The following is a 22750-nucleotide window of genomic DNA, read 5'->3' as shown; positions in this document are numbered from 1 at the left end:
GCGCTATAGCCAAGTGGTAAGGCAGAGGTCTGCAAAACCTCTATTCTCCAGTTCAAATCTGGATGGCGCCTCCAAAAAAGAAAAGGTTAGAAATTTAAATTTCTAACCTTTTCTTTTTTTATAACTAAATATAAATAATTCGATGTACTTATTTATGTATAGGAAGAGTCTTTACTTGCCAACTTGAAAATTTTGTAATAAAATATATGTATTATTATATATAATATTGCTGAAATGAGGGATTGACAATGAGTAGAGTTGGAGAAAAATTGAAAGATTCAAGAGAAAAGCTTGGATTAAGTCAAAAGCAGTTGGCTAAAAAGCTTGGTGTTGCTGAAAGTTTTATTAATGAAGTAGAGCTTGGTAGGAAGATATTAAATGAAAATATGCTAGCTAAGGTTTCGAAAATTGTTGGCAAGGATATAAATGATGTTAATATGTCCATGGAAGAAGAAGCAGCTAGAGAAGAAGTAGACAGAAAGCCAGTGACAGACAAGGTCAGTAGATCATATACAGGAAACGCTTCAAATATGAATTTGGCAGAGATAAATGACCAATGGAGTAGTGCATTAAGCTCGGTGTTAAAAACAATTCCAATCTATAAATATGACTTAAAATGTGCAGTTGGATCTAGGCAGCTACCTGTTATATCCAACAAAATAGAAGGCTTTTCACAAGATAAGGTTTTGTATCTTTTAATAGAAAATGATGATATGCTTGGCTTTAGAATAGCCCAGGGAGATATAGCATTTGCTCATTTAACACACGAAGTAGAAAATAATACTATATGTTTAATAGACATTAATTCAGAAAGAGTGATAAGACAGATTAAGAAATTAGATAATAATAAGGTACTATTGATAAGTAATAAAGGAAGCCTAAGAACTGAAACAGTATATATTAAAGATTTTAATGTAATTGCAAAGCTAGAACGAGTTGAAATAAAATTATATAGTTTGAGGTAAGGGTATGAAAAAGTTATATATAGTCCTTCTCCTTATTTTAATAATCTTTTCTGTGGGTTTATTTTACATCAATTTAAAAACTCCAATAAAAGTCGCTCTTCTTGGAAAATTTGAAGAAGAAAGATATGATTTTGTTACTAATTCAGTTATTGCTGCCAGGATATCTGAAAAGGATATAAATGATAACCAAGGAATTAGGGGAAAGAGTATTCAGCTTGTTGTTAAAAATGATGACTTTACTAATCCTGAAGCAACAATTGATTATTTGGTAAAGAATAAGATAGAAGCTATTATAACTACTGCTACAAGCGATGAAATAATAAAACTTAAGCCTTATTTGGATAAATATAAAATTGTATGTTTGTCTGTAGGTGCAACCTCTTCTGCATTTAATAATGAAAATGATTATATTTATAGAATTCTTCCAGATGATTCTAATGAAGTAAAGACTTTATTTGACTATTTAAATAATAATAGAATTAATAAGGATTTTGCAGTTATATATAGTGATGAAAATAAACTATATAAGGATTCTATAATTAATAATATTAAAGAGTTAAAGGGAAGTGTGTCTTTTGAAGAAAGTTTGGGTAGTTCTTCCTTATATTATACAGCAAGTGACATTGATAGCTTTAAGAACAAGACAGTTTTAATATTGGCTTCAGCAAGAGACACTGCAATTGTTCTACAAAAATTAAGTCAAGTAGGAATAACAGATAATATTTACGGATTAAATTGGAGTGGAGATAAAAACTTAATATATTACGGCGGAAGAGCAGCTGAAAATTTTAGGTTTGTAACACCTGCAAATTTAACCGAAAGCAGCGGTAAATACGGTGAATTTACAAAGAAACTAGAAGAATACAAGAAGGATAACGGCTTAATACCCTACGGTGTATACAATGCTTTTGTTGTTTTAAAAAAGGGTTATGAGGATAAATATAAGTATCATTTGACTTTAAAGGAGGCTATTGATAAAAATCATACCTTCGATAACATAGACAACAAATTTAAATTTAATAATTACGGAGATGCACAAGGTGAAGAGTATATATTTACCGTAAAGAATTCGGAATTTATAAAAGTAGGAGGAAGCAGCAATGAAAGCTCAAAAAACTAGAAGTATAAAAAGGGCTTCCTTCTTTAGCTTGCTTGGGGGCAGCTTATTCTTTGTAGTAATAAACTTTTTAATATTATGTGTCTTCATAATAACTATGGTATTTTTACTAATGAGCTGGCAGGAGGATAATTTATCAAAAGTTTTAATAAATAATCTTACAGAGAAGAATTCAAGATTAACAAATACCTCCAGCACACTAGCTGATATCATGGCTAGCGATAGCTCAAAGAATGATAAATCATTTTTTTTGCAGAAGTCCTTTTATAGTTCAAAAGATATTCAGGGTATTTTAATATTAGATGATAAAGAAATTGTAACACAGACTTCTGACAACTATAGGGATTTTCTTGGAATTGATCTTAGCGGCAAAACTTATTATAGTGAGGCAGTTAAGAAAAATGAAAGGACAACCTTTATTCCTCCTTCAGGTATATCTTTTAAGACTAAAAAGGTAACCTTAAATATTGTTAGCACTATTGTAAAAGATAATAAAGTTATGGGCATGGTAGTTTTAATAATAAATCCAAGCATTATAGAAAACAAGGATTTAGAAGGCCTGGTATATTACCTTGTGGATTCAAATGGAGATATTATTTTTCAAAGCAACGTGGGTAATGTTCTTTCTAAGGAAGATAATATCAAGACTTCATTAATAATGAATAAAGGCATAAATAGTAAAAAGCCTATGTTTTATCAAGACAAAATAACTGGAGAATTTGTATTAGGATCTATAATAAAAGAACCTGTAACATCTATGTATGTTTTGATTCAGCATAATATATTCAGCAATGAGCCACTTATCAAAGGCTTAATTATTCTCTTAGTCTTAACCACATTATTTGTTCTGATTTTTATCATAGTATTTTCAATACAGATGTCTAATATTTTTACAAACTATATAAGTATTTTTAAAAGCCATTTAAAGAAAATAACAACTGGAGACTATGATATTAAAATTACTAATCTGTATCCACATGATGAAATTAATGATATTGTAGTAAGCTTTGCTAATATGGCTGATAAGATAAAGCAAAGGGAAGAGGAGCTGCAAACTTATAATGAAGAATTGGTGGCTGCCAACGATGAAATAAAGACTATGCTTGCTACTATAAGTAGAAATGAGAAGGATAAAAAGGACCAGTATCTTCAAATTATATGGACAATGGTTAATCTCTTAGAGATTAAGGATGAATATACTGCTGGCCACTCCAAAGCTGTTACTTTTTATGCAGAGCAAATTGCGGAAAGACTTAATAAGGATTATGGCTTTAATCTAGATATGGAAAGTATTCAGGTATCTGCAATACTTCACGACATCGGTAAAATAGGTATTGAAAAGGAAATACTTAATAAGCCTGCCTGCCTATCAAACAATGAATATGAAGTTATAAAAACCCACCCTGTAAAGGGTTATTATGCATTAAAAGATATTGTAAGCTTAAAAGAAGAAAGAAAAATAATCAAGTATCACCATGAAAAATATGATGGAACTGGATACCCAGAAGGAATAAAAGGGGATGATATTCCCTTTGGTGCTAGAATTATCTGCGTAGCTGATGCCTTTGATGCAATGATAGCAGATAGACCATATAGAAAAGGAATGTCAAAAGAAAATGCCATAGATGAACTTTTGAGAAATAAGGGAAAGCAATTTGATCCATTAATAGTTGATGTATTTGTCAATATGCTTAATGAAGGAGAATTAGGAGCTGTAAATGATTAAAACAAGGGGCTGGACCCCTTGTTTTTTAATAAATCTTATCTATTTTTATATTTTTATAAAAGGTATTTAATATATCCTCATATTTAGCACCCTTTTTAGAAAGTTCTATTGCGCCAAATTGGCTCATGCCAGCCCCATGTCCGAAGCCGCCGCCATAAATAGTGAACTTTCCTTCCTTTTTCTCTACTGAAAAAAATGAAGATGGCATAGAAGCTAGGTTGGTTAAGGGGTCACCTTTTAGTCTTATAACCTTAGTTTCCTCATTTGTATAATCACTATTACATTTAATGGAACTTCTAATATATGAGTCTCCTCTTACATTCACCGTTGCGTTTGAGAAAATATAGGATACTTCAACGGCAATACCTCCAGAACCTCTTTTTATAATTCTAATATCTTGAAGCTTATCTAGTTGAGGCAGCTTTGTAACTATTTTAGAGTTTTCATAAATTTTAATAAAGTCTTTGCTTGAATTTCCTTCAGCTAAGCTTTTTAAGGTCTTATTGAGCATATTGGTTATACCGGCCTCTGAATATTCAATTCTCCATCTAAAATAAGGGTAATCACTATCTATTGCTTTTATAGTAGTGTCTTTATAAAAATTCAGCCAGGCTGCTTCAGTTTTAGGAAGATCTTTTTGGGGAATTATATAATTGTTGACAGCTAGGTAAGGGCGGCTTTCAGAGCTGCCATCACTTTTAAACCATATATCCTTGTAATCTTCACCTGTACCTGAGGAAGTAGAGTAATATTTAGCGTCGATAGGGATACCTTCATAGGTCATAATCATACCCTTTGTTTCGTCAACAGCCTCAGAACTTAAAACCTGCATAGGATAATTATTATAAACCTGGCTTCTAGTGCTGTCATCAACGTAAAAGCCCTTATCTGCAAATCTATTGTTCATCATATCAGAAATCGCATAGGTTCTAGCGGCAATTGCCTGACATTTAAGTGCTTCTTTCCCTCCGGATAAAGGCATTTCGGAAGGTACTACCTTTTTAAGATAATCATCTAAGGCCACTTCATTAATTACAGTCATGCCATTATCTAAGTTATTAAATTCCAACACACCGCTGTAAGTAGGATTGAAGGTATTTGATCCTCTTTTAATACTTAATATAGTTAGTGCCTTACCGCTAATATAAATTCTGTTTTTAAAAGCAGTTTTTTTCTTATCTAAAAGTAAATACATATTATCACTATCACTAGTTATGGTAACAATACTGTTCTTTGGCAAATCTATGGATAATTTATCCCTTTTGCTATATACCTTTGCTTCTGATGCAGTCTTTATTTCAATTTGGCTGTGAAATACTGACGTAAAGTTCGTTGTTGATAAACCAACCCTCATTGAAGTGTAATCAATAGGAAAAACTAAAAATGTTTTAAGATCACCTTTATTATTTTTATAACATTTTACATTGCTTTTTCCTACAATAACCTCTTTGCTAGTAGAACTTATTATATTATTTTCTTTATCAATAGAATAAAAGTAGGTCTTTGAAGCTAAATCCGTTTTACCTGAGGTCTCCAAATCATAAAAATAACTGGACTTAAGCATAACTCTGTCAAGGATGGGATTCTGCACTTTAAAACCATATACCTTAAATAAATTATATTTAAAATTTACAACAGTAAGCTTTGGATATGCCACTGAGGCATTAAATATTTTTGTTTTACCATCTATAAGCATAGTAACATTTTGATTGGAAGTACTTATTATAATACCATTTTCTACACTCCTAGGAAAAAATATTATAAAAATAATACCTGATAGAATTAATAATAATGCTGCTAATAATTTTTTCATATGAACCCCCTTGGCACATAATCATTAAGTTCCTTGTATTAATTATATTATATTATATGGAATATAATACAATTAATTTTAAATAAATAATTATTAAAACATGATTTATTATAAATTAATTAGTCATTATTTGTAGAAAACATTAACAAAAAGTCATTATTACTGTATAATAGATTATATTACCAATAATGACAATTTACCAATAATAAAGGATGCGCAATAATTAATAATTATTGCTTACCCCAAAGAGATACAGGAGGCGCAATAATTAATAATTATTGCGTACCCCAGAGAAATACAGGAGGCTGAACAATTAATAATTGTCCAGTACCCCAGAGGAAAACGGGAGGGTTTTATGAAAGGAACTGTTGTTGCAACCTGGATGAAAACAAGTAGAAAATTATATGGAGACTCAGTTGTTGATAGGGCAATGGAAGCTGGTGGATGGAGCAGCGGTAAAATTTTTTCACCTGCTGAAAATGTTGACGATGATAAGATTAAGCAAGCTATTTCTTCAATTGCAAAGAGCCAAAACTTAGATATTAAGGACTTATGGAGGAGTATAGGGAGATATAATTTAAAATCCTTTGCAGAGGATTTTCCAGCCTTTTTTGAACATGAAAATTTATACTCTTTTTTGAAATCAATGTATGATGTACATGTAGTCATGGTCAAAAGATTTCCAGATGCTGCACCACCTCTTGTTGGAATAGAAGCAATTTCTAATAATGAGGCTATATTCAGCTATGAATCAAAACGTAGTATGTTTGATTATTTTTTAGGTATGCTGGATGGAGCAATTGAAACCTTTGGAGAAAAGGTTGGTATAGATGAAGTAGAAAGAAATAGTAATTCCTTAAAGCTTAAGCTAACCTTTGAAAAAAGTATCTTATATAAGAAAAAATATAAATTTAATAAAGTTTTATCTTTAGGCTTTATAAGAAGCTTCGGTGCAAAGGTTGCATTATTTACCTTTGTTATATCAGCAGTAGGGCTTATTCCACTTATGGGTACAAGCAATATTCTAAAAGCTTTAATAGGAGCTTTAGTACCAGCTGCAGCATCATTTATAGCCTCCTCCGCTTTAGTAAGACCAAAGAAGCTATTACAAGAAAGTATTGAAAAACTTAATAATAGTGACTTTGTAGAAGATATGGAAATAGTAACAGGAGATTTCTTCGAAGATTTAATTCTAGAACTTTCAAATCATAAAAAAGCTGTTAGGGCTGATTTTGTTGGATTTAAGGGCATAACAGACGAAATGAACACTTTTGCTGATAAAATTAATATTATAACTACTTCAATGAATCAAACTTCTGAGGAAATTACGGGAGTGGTTGAACAAGTTGCAGATACCTCAGTTAATCAGGCAGAAAATACAGAAAAGGCCGTTTCTATTCTAAATGATAATATTCAGTCCTTAAGAACCATAGTTCAAAACGAAAATGAAAACAAGGTAGAACTAGAAAAAGCAATGGATAAAATAAACGATAGTTACAAAAATGTAGAAGGTACTAGTAAAAATATTTTAGATAGTCTTGTAATGTTCCAAGAAGTAAAAGATAAGGGGGTCAATCTTGAAAGTAAAGCTAAAGATATTACAAATATAGTATCAATAGTTTCAGGAATTTCTGAGCAGACAAACCTTTTAGCTTTAAATGCTTCTATTGAAGCTGCAAGAGCAGGCGAGGCTGGCCGAGGCTTTTCAGTAGTAGCTGAGGAAGTAAGAAAATTAGCTGAGCAATCCAATGATGCAGTGCAAGAAATTAATTCAAATCTAGCTCAATTTGTTGAAGAAATTAAAACATTAGTTGATAAAATAGAAACCCAGTATGATGTGCTCCAAAAGGAAACTGATAATCTTCAGGAAGTAAGAAATATAAGCTATGAAGCTACAACATCTGTGGAAACTGTGGCTAAGTCAACTATTACTACAATTAATGAACTAACAAAGGAAACAGATTCCATTGCAACAATCTATGAAACATTAGAATCATTAGCAGCTATTGCTGAAGAAAATTCTGCTTCCTCTGAAGAAGTTAGTGCAAGTGTGGCGAATTATACCAATGAAATAAGAAAACTTCTAGATAATATTCATGAATTTAAGAAAATAACACAGAACTTTAAGGGTGATTTATCAAAATATAAGATTTAGCTGGTGCAATATATTTTTATATAGGCGATAATAAAAAAAGGAGGTTTATGAAACCTCCTTTTTGCGTGTAAGAGTAATTATAAAGAATACACATATTTTATAAGAAACGAATCTACGCCAAACTTAAAGCTTATCTACACCTCTTAAGTCGAATTCTGGTATAAAACTCTCAGAAACTGTACCTTCATCTTGAATAAAAGCATTTTTTATGCCTAATGATAAACAATATTCTATTAAGCCTTCATAATGCCTTGGGTTTAGAGATTTATTTATTTCCGGATATTTCTCTAAATTATTTACAGGGGTATATTGATTCATAAGGCTTATATATACATTATCACCAAAGGTTTTATATATATAGTCGATTATCTTTTTTGAATCAAACAAAAGTCCTGGCAGCATTAAATGCCTAATAATAACACCTTTTTTAATCATTCCATCAGCATCGAAGGAAGGACTACCAACTTGGTTATACATCTCTCCTATTGCCTTTGATGCTATAGAAAAATATTTTGGGGCATTGGAGTATTTAATTGAATATTTATCCTTAAAATATTTTAAGTCTGGAAGATAAATATCTATATATCCTTTTAAAGCTTTTATAGTTTCGATATTTTCATAGCCACTGCTGTTATAAACTATTGGAAGCTTAAGGCCATTACTTCTTGCAATTTTAATGGCTTCTATTATTTGAGGCACAAAATGAGTTGGGGTTACTAGATTAATATTATGAGCATCTTTTGACTGCTGCTCTAGAAAAATTTCAGAAAGCCTTTCTATGGAAGTTTCCAATCCCACACCTTTATGGCTTATAGCATTATTTTGACAAAAGACACATTTTAAATTACAGCCTGAAAAAAACACAGTTCCAGAGCCATTTTTCCCAGATAAACAAGGTTCTTCCCAATAATGCAGAGAAACTCTAGCTATAGCAACTTTAGAACCAGATCTGCAAATTCCTGCTTTATTAGCTGTTCTGTCAATTTTGCAATTTCTTGGACAGAGCATGCAATTCCTCAATTCTTCAAGCATAATAAACACCTCTTATAGATTCTAATACTATTTTTAAAAGTATACAATCTATTATTTTCATAATGAATAAAATTAAATAAATTATAATTTGTAAATGGAATATAGGTTTAAAGTAAGGAATATTCGAAGGATTGTCTAGCTCATAAATATTTTGAATTAAGCTAAGGTTTTAAATACAAAATTGTAAAAATTTATTTAATTACTTATTTTTATACAAAAATAAGTAATCTTATGATATTATAATAACTATGATACTTGGGGTGGGGGTTAACAAATGAACGTTAAATTATTAAAGAAAAAAGATTTGTCTCTTCTCATGATTGGAAAGCTAACTTCATTATTGGGAAGCAGCATACAAAGCTTTGCGTTATCTTTGTATGTATTAAAGCTAACAGGTTCTGGAATTAAATTTGCAGCTACACTAGTTATATCAATAATTCCACAGCTAATACTTGGGCCTATTGCAGGTGTTTTTGTAGATTGGTTTGATAGAAAAAGAATTCTTGTATATTTAGATTTAACAGCAGGTATAGTTGTTTCTATATATGCATTTATCTTTATAGCTAATGGGGGATTAACATTAGGAAGTGTGTATTCTCTAGTAATAATACTATCAGTTATTAATGTTTTATTTCAGCCTGCTGTGTCAACTGTAATTCCAGCTATAATGGGTAGAGAAGAATTAGTAGATGCTAATGGTATTAACTCTTTCTTCTCCAGTATAGGAAATCTATTATCTCCGGCAATAGCAGGTGTTTTATTTGGACTATATGGATTACTTCCAATTCTTATTATAAACTGTCTAAGTTTTTATGCTTCTTCCATATGCGAAGTGTTTATAAAAATACCAAAAATAAATAGAAATTTACAAAAGCTAAGCTTTAAAAAGTTTTTAGAGGATTTTTCTGAAGGACTTACTTTTATTAAGAATAAAGATTTAATTATTATGCTTATGATAATTGCCCTTATTGCTAACTTTGCAGCAGATCCAATTTTTTCTGTTGGCTTTGCCTTTATATCAAAACAAATTTTAAAAGTTACTGATTTTCAATATGGCATGATAGAGTCTATATTTGTAGTTTCTATGCTATTTTCACCCTTTATTTGCAGTAAAATAGTTAAAAAACACGAAATATCTCAGGTGGCTTTTTGGAGTTTTCTTCTAGTTGGTGTTTTTGTAGGTGCACTTTCTATAGTTCCAGCACAATTTTTCTTAAAACTTTTTAACACTAAACTAGTGCCATATATAGCTATGCTCTGTATTGTGTTTATAATTGGAATTTTTAGTACTATATCGAATATTTGTTTAGGTACTCTTTTTCAGAAGGAGGTTCCTATTGAAATGATGGGAAGAGTAGTGACACTTTTAAACACAGTTAGCATGGCTGCATTGCCTTTAGGAAGGTTTGTATTTGGATTGCTTTTCGATAAGCTTTCTCCAAATCTATGCATACTTATTTCTGCATTATTAATGTTAGCTACAATGATATACTTTTCAAATAAGCTTATAAAACCATCAACTGGTAAAATAGTAAAAGAATCTGCAACTGCATAAAAGTAGATTGACAGGCAATCTGAAAATGAGTCATGAGATACATCCCGTGACTCATTTTCCTCTACATTCCTTAAAGTAGAAATAGACACATTCCAGCATAAAAATAAGGCTTATAACTCCAAAGGCAGGATAAATGACACTTATAAGCTTAACAAAACCTATTTGTGATATAGGTAGAGCTATAAGAATAACTAAAAAGACTGCTTTTTTATAAGAGAGGTTAAAAACTTGTGTTATAGCTTTTCCCACACTATATATATCTGAAACCTCGGTTGAAAACATTTCAAGCCAAATTATGCATAGCAGCATCATTTGGATTATGTTACCAAATCTATTTGCAATATAGAGCAATGGAATCTCATATTTAAATATGTATGGAACATTCAGAAGTAATAAGAAGTTAATAATTATAGATAGAACAGTTAAAGTAACAGCCCCTAATATTATCCCAAAGAATAAGCTTTTCTTGTTTTTCATTTCTGAACTTAGCGGTACAAGCACACCGCTGCAGCCCAATATGTTAAATCCACTGTATATGAGGGAGGATAAAAGCCAGTTATTTTTATGTAGAGGAACTGCTTTTATGAAATTCCAGCTTACTATATCCTTGTAGAAAAATATGTATAAAGTAAATAAGGTGAGTAAAACTAGAATAAGTGAGGGTACAATAAAGGAGTTTACCTCAATAAGTCCCTTAGTATCTCTTAAAAGTATCAAAATAGAAATTGCAGCCATTACAAAAATTCCAACCCATTTTGAAATTCCAAAATATTGATGTATTAAAGAGCCGCTGCCAGCTAAGATAATAGCAGCACCGCTGATTAGAAAAAGGCTTGTAATGCCCTCTGTAAACTTTGCAAAAATCCTTGGAACAAGTACTAAATTAATAAGTTCATTGTAGGATTTTAATTTATATTTTATGCTTATACACATTATCATATAACCAATTATTATATAGATTAGACAGCATATTAGTATTCCCCAAAATCCTTTATAACCGAACTCAGTAAAAAACTGTCTTATTTCCTGTCCAGATGCCAGACCTGCACCAACAATTGTTCCAATAAACACTGCTGCTATCTGAAAAGCAGTTACTACTCCCTTTTTCAATATAATTCCCCCTAATCTTGTCCATTCTCTCTATATAAATATATAAAATATTTTAAAAATAATGTATTTGCTAATTAAATTTTTGGAAAACTATTAAAATAAAGACTTGAGAAATGGAGGTTTCTTGTATGAGGTTCAATATAAAGAAGTTTTTTGTATATATGTTTTTAATTCTAGCTTTTATGTGTGTAACAGGCTGTGGTAATAAAAATGAAGAAAAACCGAAAGCCCAGGAAAACGAATTTGAAATTAAAGTTGCACAAAATGTAGTTGAATTATATATGAAGTCTTTAATGAAAGATGATTTAGAAGGAGCTAGAAAGCTGCTTACTAAAGACCTTTCTCTTAAAACCAAGAATGAAGGGAATAGCGATTTAAAGGTTAAGGGCTACAGTATAGAAGAAACTAGTGAAATAGGGGAAAGTGGTTTTTTTAAGGTTAAAGTAACAAGAATGAATTTGAAAGAGCCAGTAGCCACCTTAGATAACTGCAGTATAAAGGTTATTATGGAGGGTTCAGATTATAAAATAAGTGATGTTAAAAATGAAGCTGAAAAAGAGGCATTTTTCGAAAATTATACCATTAGGATTAGAAACAAGGACAATTTAAAAACTAATCTTTTAATAGACAGCAGCAGCTTTCCTCAATATGTATTTTCAAAGGATGATAAGGGAAATTTAACTAAGCTTCCAGTACCTAGAAGCAGTTATTCAGTTATGAATTTTGGCTATGTAGGTGAAAAAGTAGCAATTTCTACCTTTGAGAAGGACTCCTTTCTTGGATTAATAAAAATTGATGAAAGCATGGCAACTCAAGGAGGTTCAACTGGTGGAGGCGGCGATCAATCCCAAGGAGATCAAGGGAAAGGTGGAGAAAAAGGCGGGGGAACAATTTCGCTGAGAGAAAAGCCAATTGGAAAGCAAATGACGGCGCTTGATTTAATAAAAGATTCAAAAATTGAATTTATGACCTTTTCAAACGGAGAAAAATTTATTCTTGCACAGTATAATAAAACTAATGCAGGAAGATGCATAAGAGTTTATAATACTGATAGTGGAGATTTAATAAAAGTTAAATTTGAAAATGAATATTCCTATGGAAAAGTTGAAATTATATTTTTATCCTTTGACAAAGATGTATTAAACTATGAAGTAATTCAACGTGATATGAAGGATAAATCAGCCTCAGAACAGGCTGGAAAATACCAACTAGATTTAAAGGGATTTAAGATAAAAAGACTATAATTGAATTTTGAAAGGATAATAATATGAAAAAGGATTGGGGCGGAAAGAGATATAATAGTTTAAATTATTTTTTAAGAGAAAAATTTGGAGGTAAGGTATTTAAAATATCTTTAGATGCAGGTTTTTCCTGCCCTAATAGAGATGGCACCATAAGCAGGGGTGGCTGCATATTCTGCAGTGAGAGAGGTTCGGGGGATTTTGCTGGTAATAGAATATTCTCCATTGAAAAACAATTTGAAGATATAAAGAAAATGATGAATAAGAAGTGGAAGGTAGGAAAGTATATAGCTTACTTTCAGGCCTATACAAACACATATGCTCCCATAAATATTTTAAGAGAGAAGTATGAAACTGCCTTGAAAGAGGAAGGTGTAGTTGCACTTGCAATAGCTACCAGGCCAGATTGTCTATCAGAGGAAACACTTGACTTACTAGAGGAATTAAGTAAAAGAGTATACTTATGGGTGGAGCTAGGGCTTCAAACTAGTAATGAAAGGACTGCAAGATTAATAAACAGGGGCTACAGCTTAGAGGTTTTTGAAACAGCTCTTAGAAAACTTAATGAAAGAAAAATAGATGTTGTGGTTCATAGCATTTTTGGATTGCCAGAAGAAGATAAAGAAGATATTTTAAATACTATTAAATATATTGCAGACAGACCTATTAAAGGCATAAAACTTCATCTGCTTCATCTAATGAAGAATACCCCTCTCGTAAGATTATATGAACAAGGAAGGCTTAAGTTTTTAGAAGAGGAGGAATATATTGAAATTCTTTGCCAAGCTATAACTATGCTGCCGCAAGATGTAGTAATTCATAGGCTTACCGGTGATGCACCAAGAGAACTTTTAATTGGACCAATGTGGAGCCTTAAGAAGTGGGAAATATTAAATTCAATTGATAGAAAACTTATAGAAAAAGACATGTTTCAGGGTTTGTATTTTTCTACAAAATGATTACATTACTTTTGTGTAGTTTACGAATAGATTTAAAATAATATAGATGCTAGAATATAAATATACCAAGCGATTCTACAAATATAGAATCGGAGTACTATATAAGGAATTCAAGGGGGAATTTATTAGTGTCTAGCGTATCATTAAAACATATTTCTAAAGTGTACCCAGGTAATGTAACTGCAGTAAAAGATTTTAGCTTAGATATAGAAGACAAGGAATTTATAGTATTTGTAGGACCTTCTGGCTGTGGTAAATCAACCACTCTTAGAATGATTGCAGGACTTGAGGAAATATCTGATGGAGAACTTTATATTGCTGATAAACTTGTAAACGATGTCGCTCCAAAGGATAGAGATATAGCAATGGTATTTCAAAATTATGCATTGTATCCCCATATGAGTGTTTATGATAACATGGCTTTTGGACTTAAACTTAGAAAGGTACCTAAAGCTGAAATAGATAAGAAGGTTAAAGAGGCAGCTAAAATACTTGATATTGAACATTTATTAGATAGAAAACCAAAGGCACTATCAGGCGGACAAAGGCAAAGAGTTGCACTTGGAAGGGCAATAGTAAGGGAGCCAAAGGTTTTCTTAATGGATGAGCCCCTATCTAATCTTGATGCTAAGCTTAGGGTTCAAATGAGAACTGAAATCTCAAAGCTTCACAAAAGGCTGCAGACAACCTTTATATATGTTACCCATGACCAGACAGAAGCTATGACAATGGGTACAAGAATAGTTGTTATGAAGGATGGAGTTATTCAGCAGGTTGATACTCCTCAAAAGATATATGATCATCCAGCTAATATATTTGTTGCAGGCTTTATAGGTTCACCACAGATGAACTTTATAGATTCAAAGGCTGAAGAGGTAAATGGAAAAGTAATTATTTCCTTTGGCGATGATAAAATAACACTTCCTGAGGATAAAGCTGCTGTTATTAAGAAGGAAGGCTATTTAGGTAAAGAAATTATTATGGGAATCAGGCCTGAAGACTTGGATGACAATGATGAATTTATTGCTAAACATCAAGATTCTGTAATAGATGCTGCTGTTGAAGTTACAGAGCTTATGGGAGCTGAAACCTATATATATCTAGCAAAGGGAAACTCTAATATTATTGCAAGAGTTAATGGAAGTTCAAAGGCAAAGGCTGGAGATAGACTTAAGGTAGCTATAGATACTTCAAAGATACATATATTTGACAAAGAAACTGAAAATACAGTAATATAAATATATTATGAAAAATAATCAGCCTGGCTAATATGAGCTAGGCTGATTTTAATATAATTGAGGGTGGGAGAAATGCACAATTTTCAAAGTTACTTACAAGATTTAAGCTTAAATACAGGAATAAAATTTAATATAGTAACTGAAGATGAAAATACTCTTTATTCTGGAATAAGTAAGGCTCAAAGCTCTGAACTAATTATAAAACAATTAAACTTAGCAAATTTGAGGGCGTCTATATTGCTGCCTAAGGAGTTTGAGAATTGTATTACACTTCTAAAATATACTATTGAAAACAAGTACAAGGAAATATTCACGCAAAAGGAGCAGTTACTTGTAGGAATTTTAGAGGAAAAAAATATATCTCAGGATAAAGTAGACCGGGAATTTCCCTTTATTTCAAAAGGCAGCACTTTATTTTTAGTTACGGTAGATGGCAGTAAATATGAAGCCTTAAATATTATAAGACAGCTGTATTCAGAGGGTGAAGTTTTGAGTCTTGTGTACGGAGATAATTTAATAGTCCTTGGAGTTTTCGAGGAAATAAATGAGCATGCAAGAAGTATAAGGGAATCTATTGTCAGCGACCTGTACTGTAAATGCAGTGTTGGATACGGAAACAAAATTTTTAATGTAAGGGATATAAAAAAGGCCTTTGAAGAAGCAAAAGGCTGCTTTATTTTAGGTAAAAATTTTGGTATAAAGGATGAAATATTCTTCTATGATAAAATGCTATTTGAAAAAATTGTATTTAATATAAGCGACCAAGTAAAATTAGAACTTTTAACTAAGTTTAAGGAGAAGTTTAACCTTTTTGATAGTGAGCTAATAAATACTATAGAGGAATTTATTAATTGCGGGCTTAATATAAGCGATGCAGCTAGGAGACTATATGTACATAGAAATACACTAATTTATAGGCTTGATAAAATAACAAAGGAAACAGGTTTCGATATTAGAAATTTTAAGGAGGCAACAGTTTTTATAATAGCTTTCTTAGTTTGGAAAGAAAATTTATTGATATAATACAATGCAAAAATTCTAATACATTAGTGGTACCCCAAAAATTCTTAAAGATTGGATATTTTATGATATCACTAATGCAAGAACTTTAATGCATTATATATAATATAAAGAGGGTAATTTTATGAATGTAACCATAAAAGAAGTAGCTAAAATGGTAGGGGTTTCACCATCCACTGTATCAAGGGTAATATCAGATAGTCCAAGAATTAGTGAGGAAACTAAAAAGACTGTTAGACAGGCCATGGAAAGATTAGGTTATCATCCTAATGCCATAGCAAGAAGCTTGGTTAGTAAAGCTACCAAAACTATTGGAATTGTAATGTCTCAATCTACAGAAGATGCATTTTTAAATCCATTTTTTCCTCAAGCTCTAAGCGGTGTTTCTGCAGCTGCACACGAACATGGGTACTGCATTTTACTGTCTACAGGAAATGACGAAGCTGAGCAGTTAGAATCAATAGAGAGTATAGTTATGGGGGGGAGAGTAGATGGTGTTATAGTAATGTACTCCTCAGTAGAAAATAAAGTCTTAGATACCTTAAAAAGGATGAATACTCCAGCTGTAGTCATAGGTAAGCCAATTAATTCAAAGGATACTTTATTTGTTGATAATGATAATGTAGAAGCTTCCTTTAAATTAACAGAGAAATTAATAAAGAATGGACATAAAAAAATAGCTTTAATGAGTGGCCCTTTTAAGTTTGTTTTTTCATTAGATAGACTTGATGGCTATCTGAATGCATTAAAGAAAAATAGAATTAATTTTAATAAAGAATATGTAGTAGAGCTGCCTGAATTTTCAAAGGAAGGCGGTTATATAGCAGCAAAACAGCTTTTAGAATTAAATGAAAGGCCTACAGCCTTGGTAGTTACAGATGATGTTATGGCGTTTGGAGCTATGGATGCAATAAAGGAAAAGGACTTAAAAATGCCACAGGATATAGAGGTTATGAGTTTTAATAATGTGCCATCTTCAGAACTTACTCAGCCAAGCCTTACTTCTGTAGATATAGATGCATCTTCACTGGGGTACGAGGCTTCAAAACTTATAATAGAAAAAATTGAAGGTAAAGATACTAGAAGCAAAGTTATAATTCCAACAAAAATAATATATAGAGAATCTTCAAAATAAGTCATATGTCAGTCATATGACTTATTTTTTATTTTAAGTAATATGGCTGACATATGACTTAATTTTTTGAATATCCGAATACGTAACTGCAAATACTAATCTAAATAAATCATTAATGAGGTAAAACATGGATAAATTATTAAATACAAATAATGTGCAGCTTACAAAGGTTCTATTTCAAAATATTAATTTATTTAAGCAGCGATTTATCAATGATGAAACCATTAATTATAGAGAGTTTGAGAATAACTCTCTGTTAAATATAAACTTTTGCGCAATTTATGTTTCTGACATGGTAGATAAAAAAATACTAGATGAATTTGTAATAAAACCATTAATGGAAAAGGACTTTAAAAGTATTCTGCAGCAAAGCAATAAGAAATATAATAGCTTAACATCATTAATTATGAATAAGGTGGTAAACGAAGCTGATATAAGTACTAGCAAAAGTCTCCAATATATAATAGATCAAATACTTTATGGGAGTACTGCCATACTTATAGAAGGTTGTGGCGAGGCTATCATTGTAAATACCAAAGGCATTAAAACAAGGCCAATAGACGAGCCTGAGACAGAAAGTATTATAAAAGGACCAAGACAAGGGTTTAATGAAAGTTTATCTACATGTATATCCTTAGTAAGAAAAATATTAAGAACTTCTAAACTAAAGATTCTTTATATGGAAGTTGGTGCAAATACAAAAACTAAAATCGCCATCTGCTATATTGAGGGCATTGCTTCAGAAAAGATACTTCAAGAGCTTAAAGAAAGATTAAAAAAAATTGATAATGGAGAAATATTTTATAGTCAGAATATAAGCGAATACATCAAGGATTCCCCTCTTTCATTATTTGATACCATTGGAAATACAGAAAGGCCAGATGTTTTTTGCAGCAAAATTTCTGAAGGCAGAATAGGTATTCTTACGGATGGTACACCATTTGCTATTACAATACCTCATCTTTTTATAGAATATTTTCAGACAGTTGATGACTATACAAATAACTATTTGTTTGCAGTTTTTAATCGTATTTTGAGAGCGCTTGCTTTTTTTATAGCTATTAGTGTTCCAGCTCTATATACTGCTGTAGTTAACTTTCATCAAGAGCTTATACCTACACCATTACTTTTAAGCATAGCTATTGCAAGAGATGGGCTGCCTTTTCCAACTCTTCTAGAGGCTATAGTAATGATTTTGGGGTTTGATATTTTAAGGGAGGCTGGAGTTAGGCTGCCTAAGCCTGTAGGGCAGACAGTTAGTATAGTGGGGGCACTAGTATTAGGTGAGGCTGTGGTTAATGCAAGAATAGTTAGCGCGCCAATGGTCATTATTACAGCAATTACGGGCATTTCATCATTTTTGATTCCTAGGTTCTTGACTGTATTTACAATATTGAGAATGGTTTTTTTAATAGTCAGCGGCTTTATAGGGATATATGGTTATTGCTTTTGCGTTATAGGGCTATTTATTTATCTAATGACACTTAGGTCCTTTGGTGTTCCTTATATGCTTTATTCTATGAATATAAAGGTAGAGTACATTAAGTCTACAGCTTTAAGGGTCCCTTGGTATATGATGTATAAGCGTCCTATATTTTCAAGTAATAAAAATATTAAAAAAAGGAGTAATATAACCTAGGAAAAGAAGGAGAATACTTTAATGAGTAGATTTAAAAGAAATTTACTTATAATTTTTATTATTATAATTTCAACTACCCTAATAGGCTGCTGGAATTATAGAGAAATTAATGAAATGGCAATAGTTACTGCATGTGCAATAGATAAGAATTACTCTACTAACAAATATATTGTTTCCTTGGAGGTTATACGTGCAATACATGGGGGAAGTGGGGGAACTATAAGTTCAAAAATATACGAAAATCAAGGGGACACCTTGTTTGAGACTATTAGAGATACTATAAATACCATTGGACGCAAAGCATATTGGGGTCACAATGAAGTTGTTATTATTAGTAAAAGTATTGCTGAAAGTGATATAAGTCCAATCCTAGATTGGCTTTTTAGAGACCAGGAACCAAGATTTGATATGAACGTCCTTATTTCAAGGGATCCAACTGCAGAGGGTATTTTAAAATTGCCACCAGCACTTGAAAATATTGTAGGCCTTGACATAAGTAAGACTATTAGTAATCAGAAAAGTAATAATAGATTTTCTAAGGCAGAGCTTTCTGATATTACTGGCAATTTTAGTAAGGAAGAAAAAACAATGCTTATTCCCCTGGCTGGGAAACAAATTGGAGTTTCAAATAATATAACAGTAGAAGGCAGTGCAATATTAAAGAGGGAAAAGGTAGTAGGATATTTATCAGGAGAAGATACCTTTAATGCATTATGGCTTCAGGGAGAACTAAAGACTGGTACCTTTGTAATAAAGAATTTAATTAAGCCTAATGCAAATGCTACCATAGAGATATTTAACAATAAAACAAAAACTAAATTTATTAATCTAAATGGTAAGAAGGAAATATTAGTTAATATTAGAGCTGATGTAAGCCTTGCAGAGTTAAGTGAAAGTATTCCCTTTCAAAAAAAAGAAGATTTGGCAAAGGTTCAAGAAAGCATAGAAAAAAGTATAGAAGAAAGGCTTACAGATACAGTCAAAAAGGTACAAGTTGAAAATAGAACAGATGTATTCAAATTTTATAATAAGGTAAGAATTTATGATAAAAATTACTATAAGAAGGTTTCTTCAAATTGGGGGGAAGAATTTGCAAGCATACCTGTAATAGTAAATGCAGATGTATATATAAGAGGTAGTGGAATGGCTTCAGAACAAATTAAGGGAGCGAAATAGATTGTGAAGATAATATTAATTGTTATTGGATATATAATATGTTTACTAATTGAACTGCCTACATTTAAAAACAGAACTCGAAGAGAATTAATTTTTTTTATTATTTTTATGTTTATAGCTTTAATGGGTTCTATAATAACTAGTCTTACTTATGAAAAAGTAAGCCTTGCCTCAGGTTTACAAAAAATATTAGCACCCATAAGCAATAAAATATATGGGAGTTGATTATCATAAAAGAAGTTATATCAGATAAAGAAGCTATAAGCCTTATTACTATATTTATTTTTGGAAGCACTCTTATAATTGGAACGGGGCAAGATGCAAAAAATGATATGTGGTTTTCTGTTTTACTTGGCATGGTATTTGGTTTAATAGCAGTTACTATGTACTCAAGAATATTATATAATTTTCCGGGAAAGGATTTATTTGATATAAATATTACGTTATTCGGAAAAATAATAGGAAATATTTTCAATGTGCTATTTATATTTTATGCCTTTCATCTTGGGGCTCTTGTGTTAAATAACTTCTCAGAATTTATTAGTACTGTGGGTTTACCGGATACCCCCAAAATAGTTCCAGTAATGTTTATAGTAGTTTTATGCATATGGTCAGTTAAGGGAGGATTTGAGGTAATAGGCAGATTCAGCAGTGTTCTCATCTATCTATTTATTTTCACTGTTATTCTTACTATTAGCTTATCCTTTTATCAAATGAAAATTGATAATATTAGACCTTTTATGTATGAAGGCATTGCTCCTATTATGAGGGGTGCATTTTCAGCGTTTGCTTTCCCTTATGCAGAAAGTGTAATTTTTCTTATGCTTTTTTCAAATTCTAAAAGCAGATATTCTAATTTTAGAGTATTTTGGCTTGCAATTCTATTGGGGGGAATTACTTTAGGTATATTAGCTGTTAGAAATACTATGTTTGCAGGAACGGAGGTTTTAGAAAAAAATTACTTCCCAGCCTACATAGTAGTATCTGAAATAAAGTTGGGTAATTTTATTCAAAGAATAGAAACTACAGTAGTTATAGCCTTTTTAGTAGCTGGATTTATAAAAGTAAGCTGCTGTACTCTAGCTGCCTGTAAAGGTGTAGCAAGGATTTTTGCTTTCCAGAATTATGATTTCATAGTTACTCCTGTTACCTTAATGGTTTTTTCTTTATCTTATTTAGTTTATAATAATATTACAGAAACTACACTTTGGGCTCCACATGTTTATCCAATCTATGCGTTTTTGTTTCAGGTTATTTTACCCATAATTATTTTGATTACAGCAGAAATTAAGATGAAAAAAACTAAGTAGAAAGGTGACTAGTAATGAAGGTAGATGTTATTATTTCAGCAGGAGATATCAAAAAGGAAAAGGTTAAAGATAAAACAGTAGTTATAATCGACATGCTTAGGGCTACTTCTGTTATTACCACAGCCATTGCTAATGGATGTAAGGAGGTTCTACCTGTACTAACAATAGAGGAGGCTATGGAACTATCTCGTAAAAATAGAGATAAATTCATACTTGGCGGTGAAAGAAAGGCTTTAAAAATAGAAGGTTTTGATTGCTCTAATTCACCAAAAGAATATGGAAGAGAAGTGGTTAAAAATAAAAGTATAATATTAACTACCACTAACGGAACTCGTGCAATTAAAGGCTCGGAAGAGGCTAGAAATATATACATTGGTGCTATGATAAATGCCAAAGCAGTTGCAGCTTTGCTTGCAGTTTCAAAGGAAGATATAGTGATAGTTAATGCAGGAACCTATAATGAATTTTCTATGGATGATTTTATTTGCAGCGGATATATTATTGATTGCTTGCTAAGTCTAACAGATTTATCTTCTCATGGGATAAATATAAAAGGTGGAGATTTATCAGAAATAGATGTTGAATTAAGCGATATAGCTAAAACAGCTCATTACATCTATAAAATGAATAGAGATATAATAGGATTCATAAAAAATGCAAGCCATTATAAAAGAATAGTAGAGCTTGGTCTTAATGATGATTTGGAATATTGCTGCAGAAAAGATTTAACCAAGGTTGTTCCTATATATAAAGAGGGAATTATAAAAAAATATATAGACAGAAGCAGTGTAGTATATTTATAGGATAAAGGATTATTTAGCAAAATAGAATATTAAAAAAGATAATTAAAAAGACCTTTACATGATCAACAGGCTTAAAGGACACTGAAGGGTTATTAACAAATTTTGAGTGTGTGAAACTTTTTCTGTAAATAGCTTTCTATGACAATTATTTTATAAGCATGAAGGTCTAAAGTTGGCTTTCATGCCTTTATTTTAATATAGTAACAAATTGTTTGCATGTCAATAGAGCCCTTTTAAAGGACGGTTTTTAGAGTTATTTTAGTCTACCATCAAACATTATAGATAACTCTCCATACACCTTACCCCAGTTTCTTAGCGGAAGCGACCATTTTTTAGTGGCTTCAAAAGTTGATAGATATAGTGCCTTCAAAAGTGCTGTATCGCTTGGAAAAACACTTCTTTGCCTGTTTAGACGACGATAGGTGCTATTCAGACTTTCTATAGCATTAGTAGTATATATAACTTTTCTTACATCAGCAGAAAACTTAAAAATAGGGCTTATAACATCCCAATTTGTTTTCCAGCTTTTCATGGCATTTGGATATAGTTCTTCCCATTTATCAGTTATTTTCTCCATGCGCTCATGACCAAGCTCTTCGGATGGAGCATGATATATGGTTTTTAAATCGGCTGCAAATTCCTTTTTATTTTTATCAGCCACATATTTCAGCGTATTCCGTACCTGATGAACAATGCAACGTTGGTATTCAGTGTTAGGAAATGCTACCGCAATAGATTCTTTTATACCTGATAAAC

At 31.4% G+C, this 22750-nt stretch carries 18 protein-coding genes; 14 read left to right on the top strand and 4 right to left on the bottom strand.

Annotation, left to right across the window (positions count from 1 at the left end; all coding sequences use genetic code 11):
- Positions 1–248 precede the first annotated feature (248 nt).
- From ACJDUG_RS17100 to ACJDUG_RS17090, 3 genes are read left to right on the top strand one after another with little or no spacing between them, the layout of a single operon-like run.
- Complete coding sequence (locus ACJDUG_RS17100) at positions 249–965, top strand: helix-turn-helix domain-containing protein (RefSeq protein WP_406771081.1); 717 nt, start codon at positions 249–251, stop codon at positions 963–965.
- 4 nt (positions 966–969) lie between these two features.
- The gene (locus ACJDUG_RS17095; protein ID WP_406771080.1) at positions 970–2085 is read left to right on the top strand and encodes an ABC transporter substrate-binding protein; all 1116 of its coding nucleotides are present in this window, start codon (positions 970–972) and stop codon (positions 2083–2085) included.
- Positions 2066–3808: an HD domain-containing phosphohydrolase gene (locus ACJDUG_RS17090; RefSeq protein ID WP_406771079.1), complete on the top strand. Its 1743-nt coding sequence runs from the start codon at positions 2066–2068 to the stop codon at positions 3806–3808. The genes ACJDUG_RS17095 and ACJDUG_RS17090 overlap by 20 nt, the downstream gene beginning before the upstream one ends.
- Before the next feature lie 25 nt (positions 3809–3833).
- Here the strand turns inward: ACJDUG_RS17090 and ACJDUG_RS17085 are convergent, their stop codons facing one another.
- Positions 3834–5621, bottom strand: coding sequence for a SpoIID/LytB domain-containing protein (locus ACJDUG_RS17085; protein ID WP_406771078.1), 1788 nt, complete (start codon positions 5619–5621; stop codon positions 3834–3836).
- A gap of 355 nt (positions 5622–5976) precedes the next feature.
- On the opposite strand from ACJDUG_RS17085, the gene ACJDUG_RS17080 reads away from it, so the two are divergent.
- Positions 5977–7776, top strand: a complete 1800-nt coding sequence (locus ACJDUG_RS17080) for a heme NO-binding domain-containing protein (protein WP_406771077.1) — start codon at positions 5977–5979, stop codon at positions 7774–7776.
- A gap of 123 nt (positions 7777–7899) precedes the next feature.
- Here ACJDUG_RS17080 and ACJDUG_RS17075 read toward each other — a convergent pair whose 3' ends face one another.
- The gene (locus tag ACJDUG_RS17075) at positions 7900–8808 is read right to left on the bottom strand and encodes a radical SAM protein (protein ID WP_406771076.1); all 909 of its coding nucleotides are present in this window, start codon (positions 8806–8808) and stop codon (positions 7900–7902) included.
- Between the two features lie 274 nt (positions 8809–9082).
- On the opposite strand from ACJDUG_RS17075, the gene ACJDUG_RS17070 reads away from it, so the two are divergent.
- Positions 9083–10363, top strand: a complete 1281-nt coding sequence (locus ACJDUG_RS17070; RefSeq protein WP_406771075.1) for an MFS transporter — start codon at positions 9083–9085, stop codon at positions 10361–10363.
- 51 nt (positions 10364–10414) lie between these two features.
- On the opposite strand, the gene ACJDUG_RS17065 is transcribed toward ACJDUG_RS17070, so the two are convergent.
- Entirely contained in the window at positions 10415–11473 is a 1059-nt protein-coding gene (locus tag ACJDUG_RS17065; protein ID WP_406771074.1) for a YkvI family membrane protein, read from the bottom strand.
- A gap of 128 nt (positions 11474–11601) precedes the next feature.
- On the opposite strand from ACJDUG_RS17065, the gene ACJDUG_RS17060 reads away from it, so the two are divergent.
- The 9 genes from ACJDUG_RS17060 to ACJDUG_RS17020 all read left to right on the top strand — a co-directional run bounded on the left by ACJDUG_RS17060 (position 11602) and on the right by ACJDUG_RS17020 (position 21994).
- Positions 11602–12717, top strand: coding sequence for a hypothetical protein (locus tag ACJDUG_RS17060; RefSeq protein ID WP_406771073.1), 1116 nt, complete (start codon positions 11602–11604; stop codon positions 12715–12717).
- A gap of 23 nt (positions 12718–12740) precedes the next feature.
- Positions 12741–13673: a tRNA modification radical SAM protein MnmL/YtqA gene (gene mnmL / locus ACJDUG_RS17055; RefSeq protein ID WP_406771072.1), complete on the top strand. Its 933-nt coding sequence runs from the start codon at positions 12741–12743 to the stop codon at positions 13671–13673.
- A gap of 128 nt (positions 13674–13801) precedes the next feature.
- On the top strand, positions 13802–14911 hold the full coding sequence (locus ACJDUG_RS17050; protein ID WP_406771071.1) for an ABC transporter ATP-binding protein: 1110 nt from the start codon (positions 13802–13804) through the stop codon (positions 14909–14911).
- 72 nt (positions 14912–14983) lie between these two features.
- The gene (locus ACJDUG_RS17045; protein WP_406771070.1) at positions 14984–15934 is read left to right on the top strand and encodes a PucR family transcriptional regulator; all 951 of its coding nucleotides are present in this window, start codon (positions 14984–14986) and stop codon (positions 15932–15934) included.
- 121 nt (positions 15935–16055) lie between these two features.
- Positions 16056–17066 (top strand): LacI family DNA-binding transcriptional regulator, encoded by a 1011-nt coding sequence (locus ACJDUG_RS17040; protein WP_406771069.1) that lies wholly within the window; start codon positions 16056–16058, stop codon positions 17064–17066.
- A gap of 127 nt (positions 17067–17193) precedes the next feature.
- Positions 17194–18705, top strand: a complete 1512-nt coding sequence (locus ACJDUG_RS17035; protein ID WP_406771068.1) for a spore germination protein — start codon at positions 17194–17196, stop codon at positions 18703–18705.
- Between the two features lie 21 nt (positions 18706–18726).
- Positions 18727–19881, top strand: coding sequence for a Ger(x)C family spore germination protein (locus ACJDUG_RS17030; RefSeq protein WP_406771067.1), 1155 nt, complete (start codon positions 18727–18729; stop codon positions 19879–19881).
- 221 nt (positions 19882–20102) lie between these two features.
- A complete protein-coding gene (locus ACJDUG_RS17025; RefSeq protein WP_406771066.1) occupies positions 20103–21191 on the top strand; it encodes a GerAB/ArcD/ProY family transporter in 1089 nt (362 codons plus the stop codon).
- 14 nt (positions 21192–21205) lie between these two features.
- Positions 21206–21994, top strand: coding sequence for a 2-phosphosulfolactate phosphatase family protein (locus ACJDUG_RS17020; RefSeq protein WP_406771065.1), 789 nt, complete (start codon positions 21206–21208; stop codon positions 21992–21994).
- A gap of 253 nt (positions 21995–22247) precedes the next feature.
- On the opposite strand, the gene ACJDUG_RS17015 is transcribed toward ACJDUG_RS17020, so the two are convergent.
- Positions 22248–22750, bottom strand: a 503-nt coding sequence (locus ACJDUG_RS17015; protein WP_406771064.1) for an IS256 family transposase, incomplete at its 5' end; no start/stop codon positions are given.

The sequence above is a fragment of the Candidatus Clostridium stratigraminis genome, from assembly GCF_045310675.1.
Taxonomy (GTDB): domain Bacteria; phylum Bacillota; class Clostridia; order Clostridiales; family Clostridiaceae; genus Clostridium_AT; species Clostridium_AT stratigraminis.
Note: the sequence above shows the minus strand (reverse complement) of the source record. Positions and strands in the feature narration are given on the sequence as shown.

Coding starts and splice junctions, on each gene's coding strand:
- ACJDUG_RS17100 (WP_406771081.1), top strand. CDS start 249: ATGAGTAGAGTTGGAGAAAAATTGAAAGATTCAAGAGAAAAGCTTGGA.
- ACJDUG_RS17095 (WP_406771080.1), top strand. CDS start 970: ATGAAAAAGTTATATATAGTCCTTCTCCTTATTTTAATAATCTTTTCT.
- ACJDUG_RS17090 (WP_406771079.1), top strand. CDS start 2,066: ATGAAAGCTCAAAAAACTAGAAGTATAAAAAGGGCTTCCTTCTTTAGC.
- ACJDUG_RS17085 (WP_406771078.1), bottom strand. CDS start 5,621: ATGAAAAAATTATTAGCAGCATTATTATTAATTCTATCAGGTATTATT.
- ACJDUG_RS17080 (WP_406771077.1), top strand. CDS start 5,977: ATGAAAGGAACTGTTGTTGCAACCTGGATGAAAACAAGTAGAAAATTA.
- ACJDUG_RS17075 (WP_406771076.1), bottom strand. CDS start 8,808: ATGCTTGAAGAATTGAGGAATTGCATGCTCTGTCCAAGAAATTGCAAA.
- ACJDUG_RS17070 (WP_406771075.1), top strand. CDS start 9,083: ATGAACGTTAAATTATTAAAGAAAAAAGATTTGTCTCTTCTCATGATT.
- ACJDUG_RS17060 (WP_406771073.1), top strand. CDS start 11,602: ATGAGGTTCAATATAAAGAAGTTTTTTGTATATATGTTTTTAATTCTA.
- mnmL (WP_406771072.1), top strand. CDS start 12,741: ATGAAAAAGGATTGGGGCGGAAAGAGATATAATAGTTTAAATTATTTT.
- ACJDUG_RS17045 (WP_406771070.1), top strand. CDS start 14,984: ATGCACAATTTTCAAAGTTACTTACAAGATTTAAGCTTAAATACAGGA.
- ACJDUG_RS17040 (WP_406771069.1), top strand. CDS start 16,056: ATGAATGTAACCATAAAAGAAGTAGCTAAAATGGTAGGGGTTTCACCA.
- ACJDUG_RS17035 (WP_406771068.1), top strand. CDS start 17,194: ATGGATAAATTATTAAATACAAATAATGTGCAGCTTACAAAGGTTCTA.
- ACJDUG_RS17030 (WP_406771067.1), top strand. CDS start 18,727: ATGAGTAGATTTAAAAGAAATTTACTTATAATTTTTATTATTATAATT.
- ACJDUG_RS17020 (WP_406771065.1), top strand. CDS start 21,206: ATGAAGGTAGATGTTATTATTTCAGCAGGAGATATCAAAAAGGAAAAG.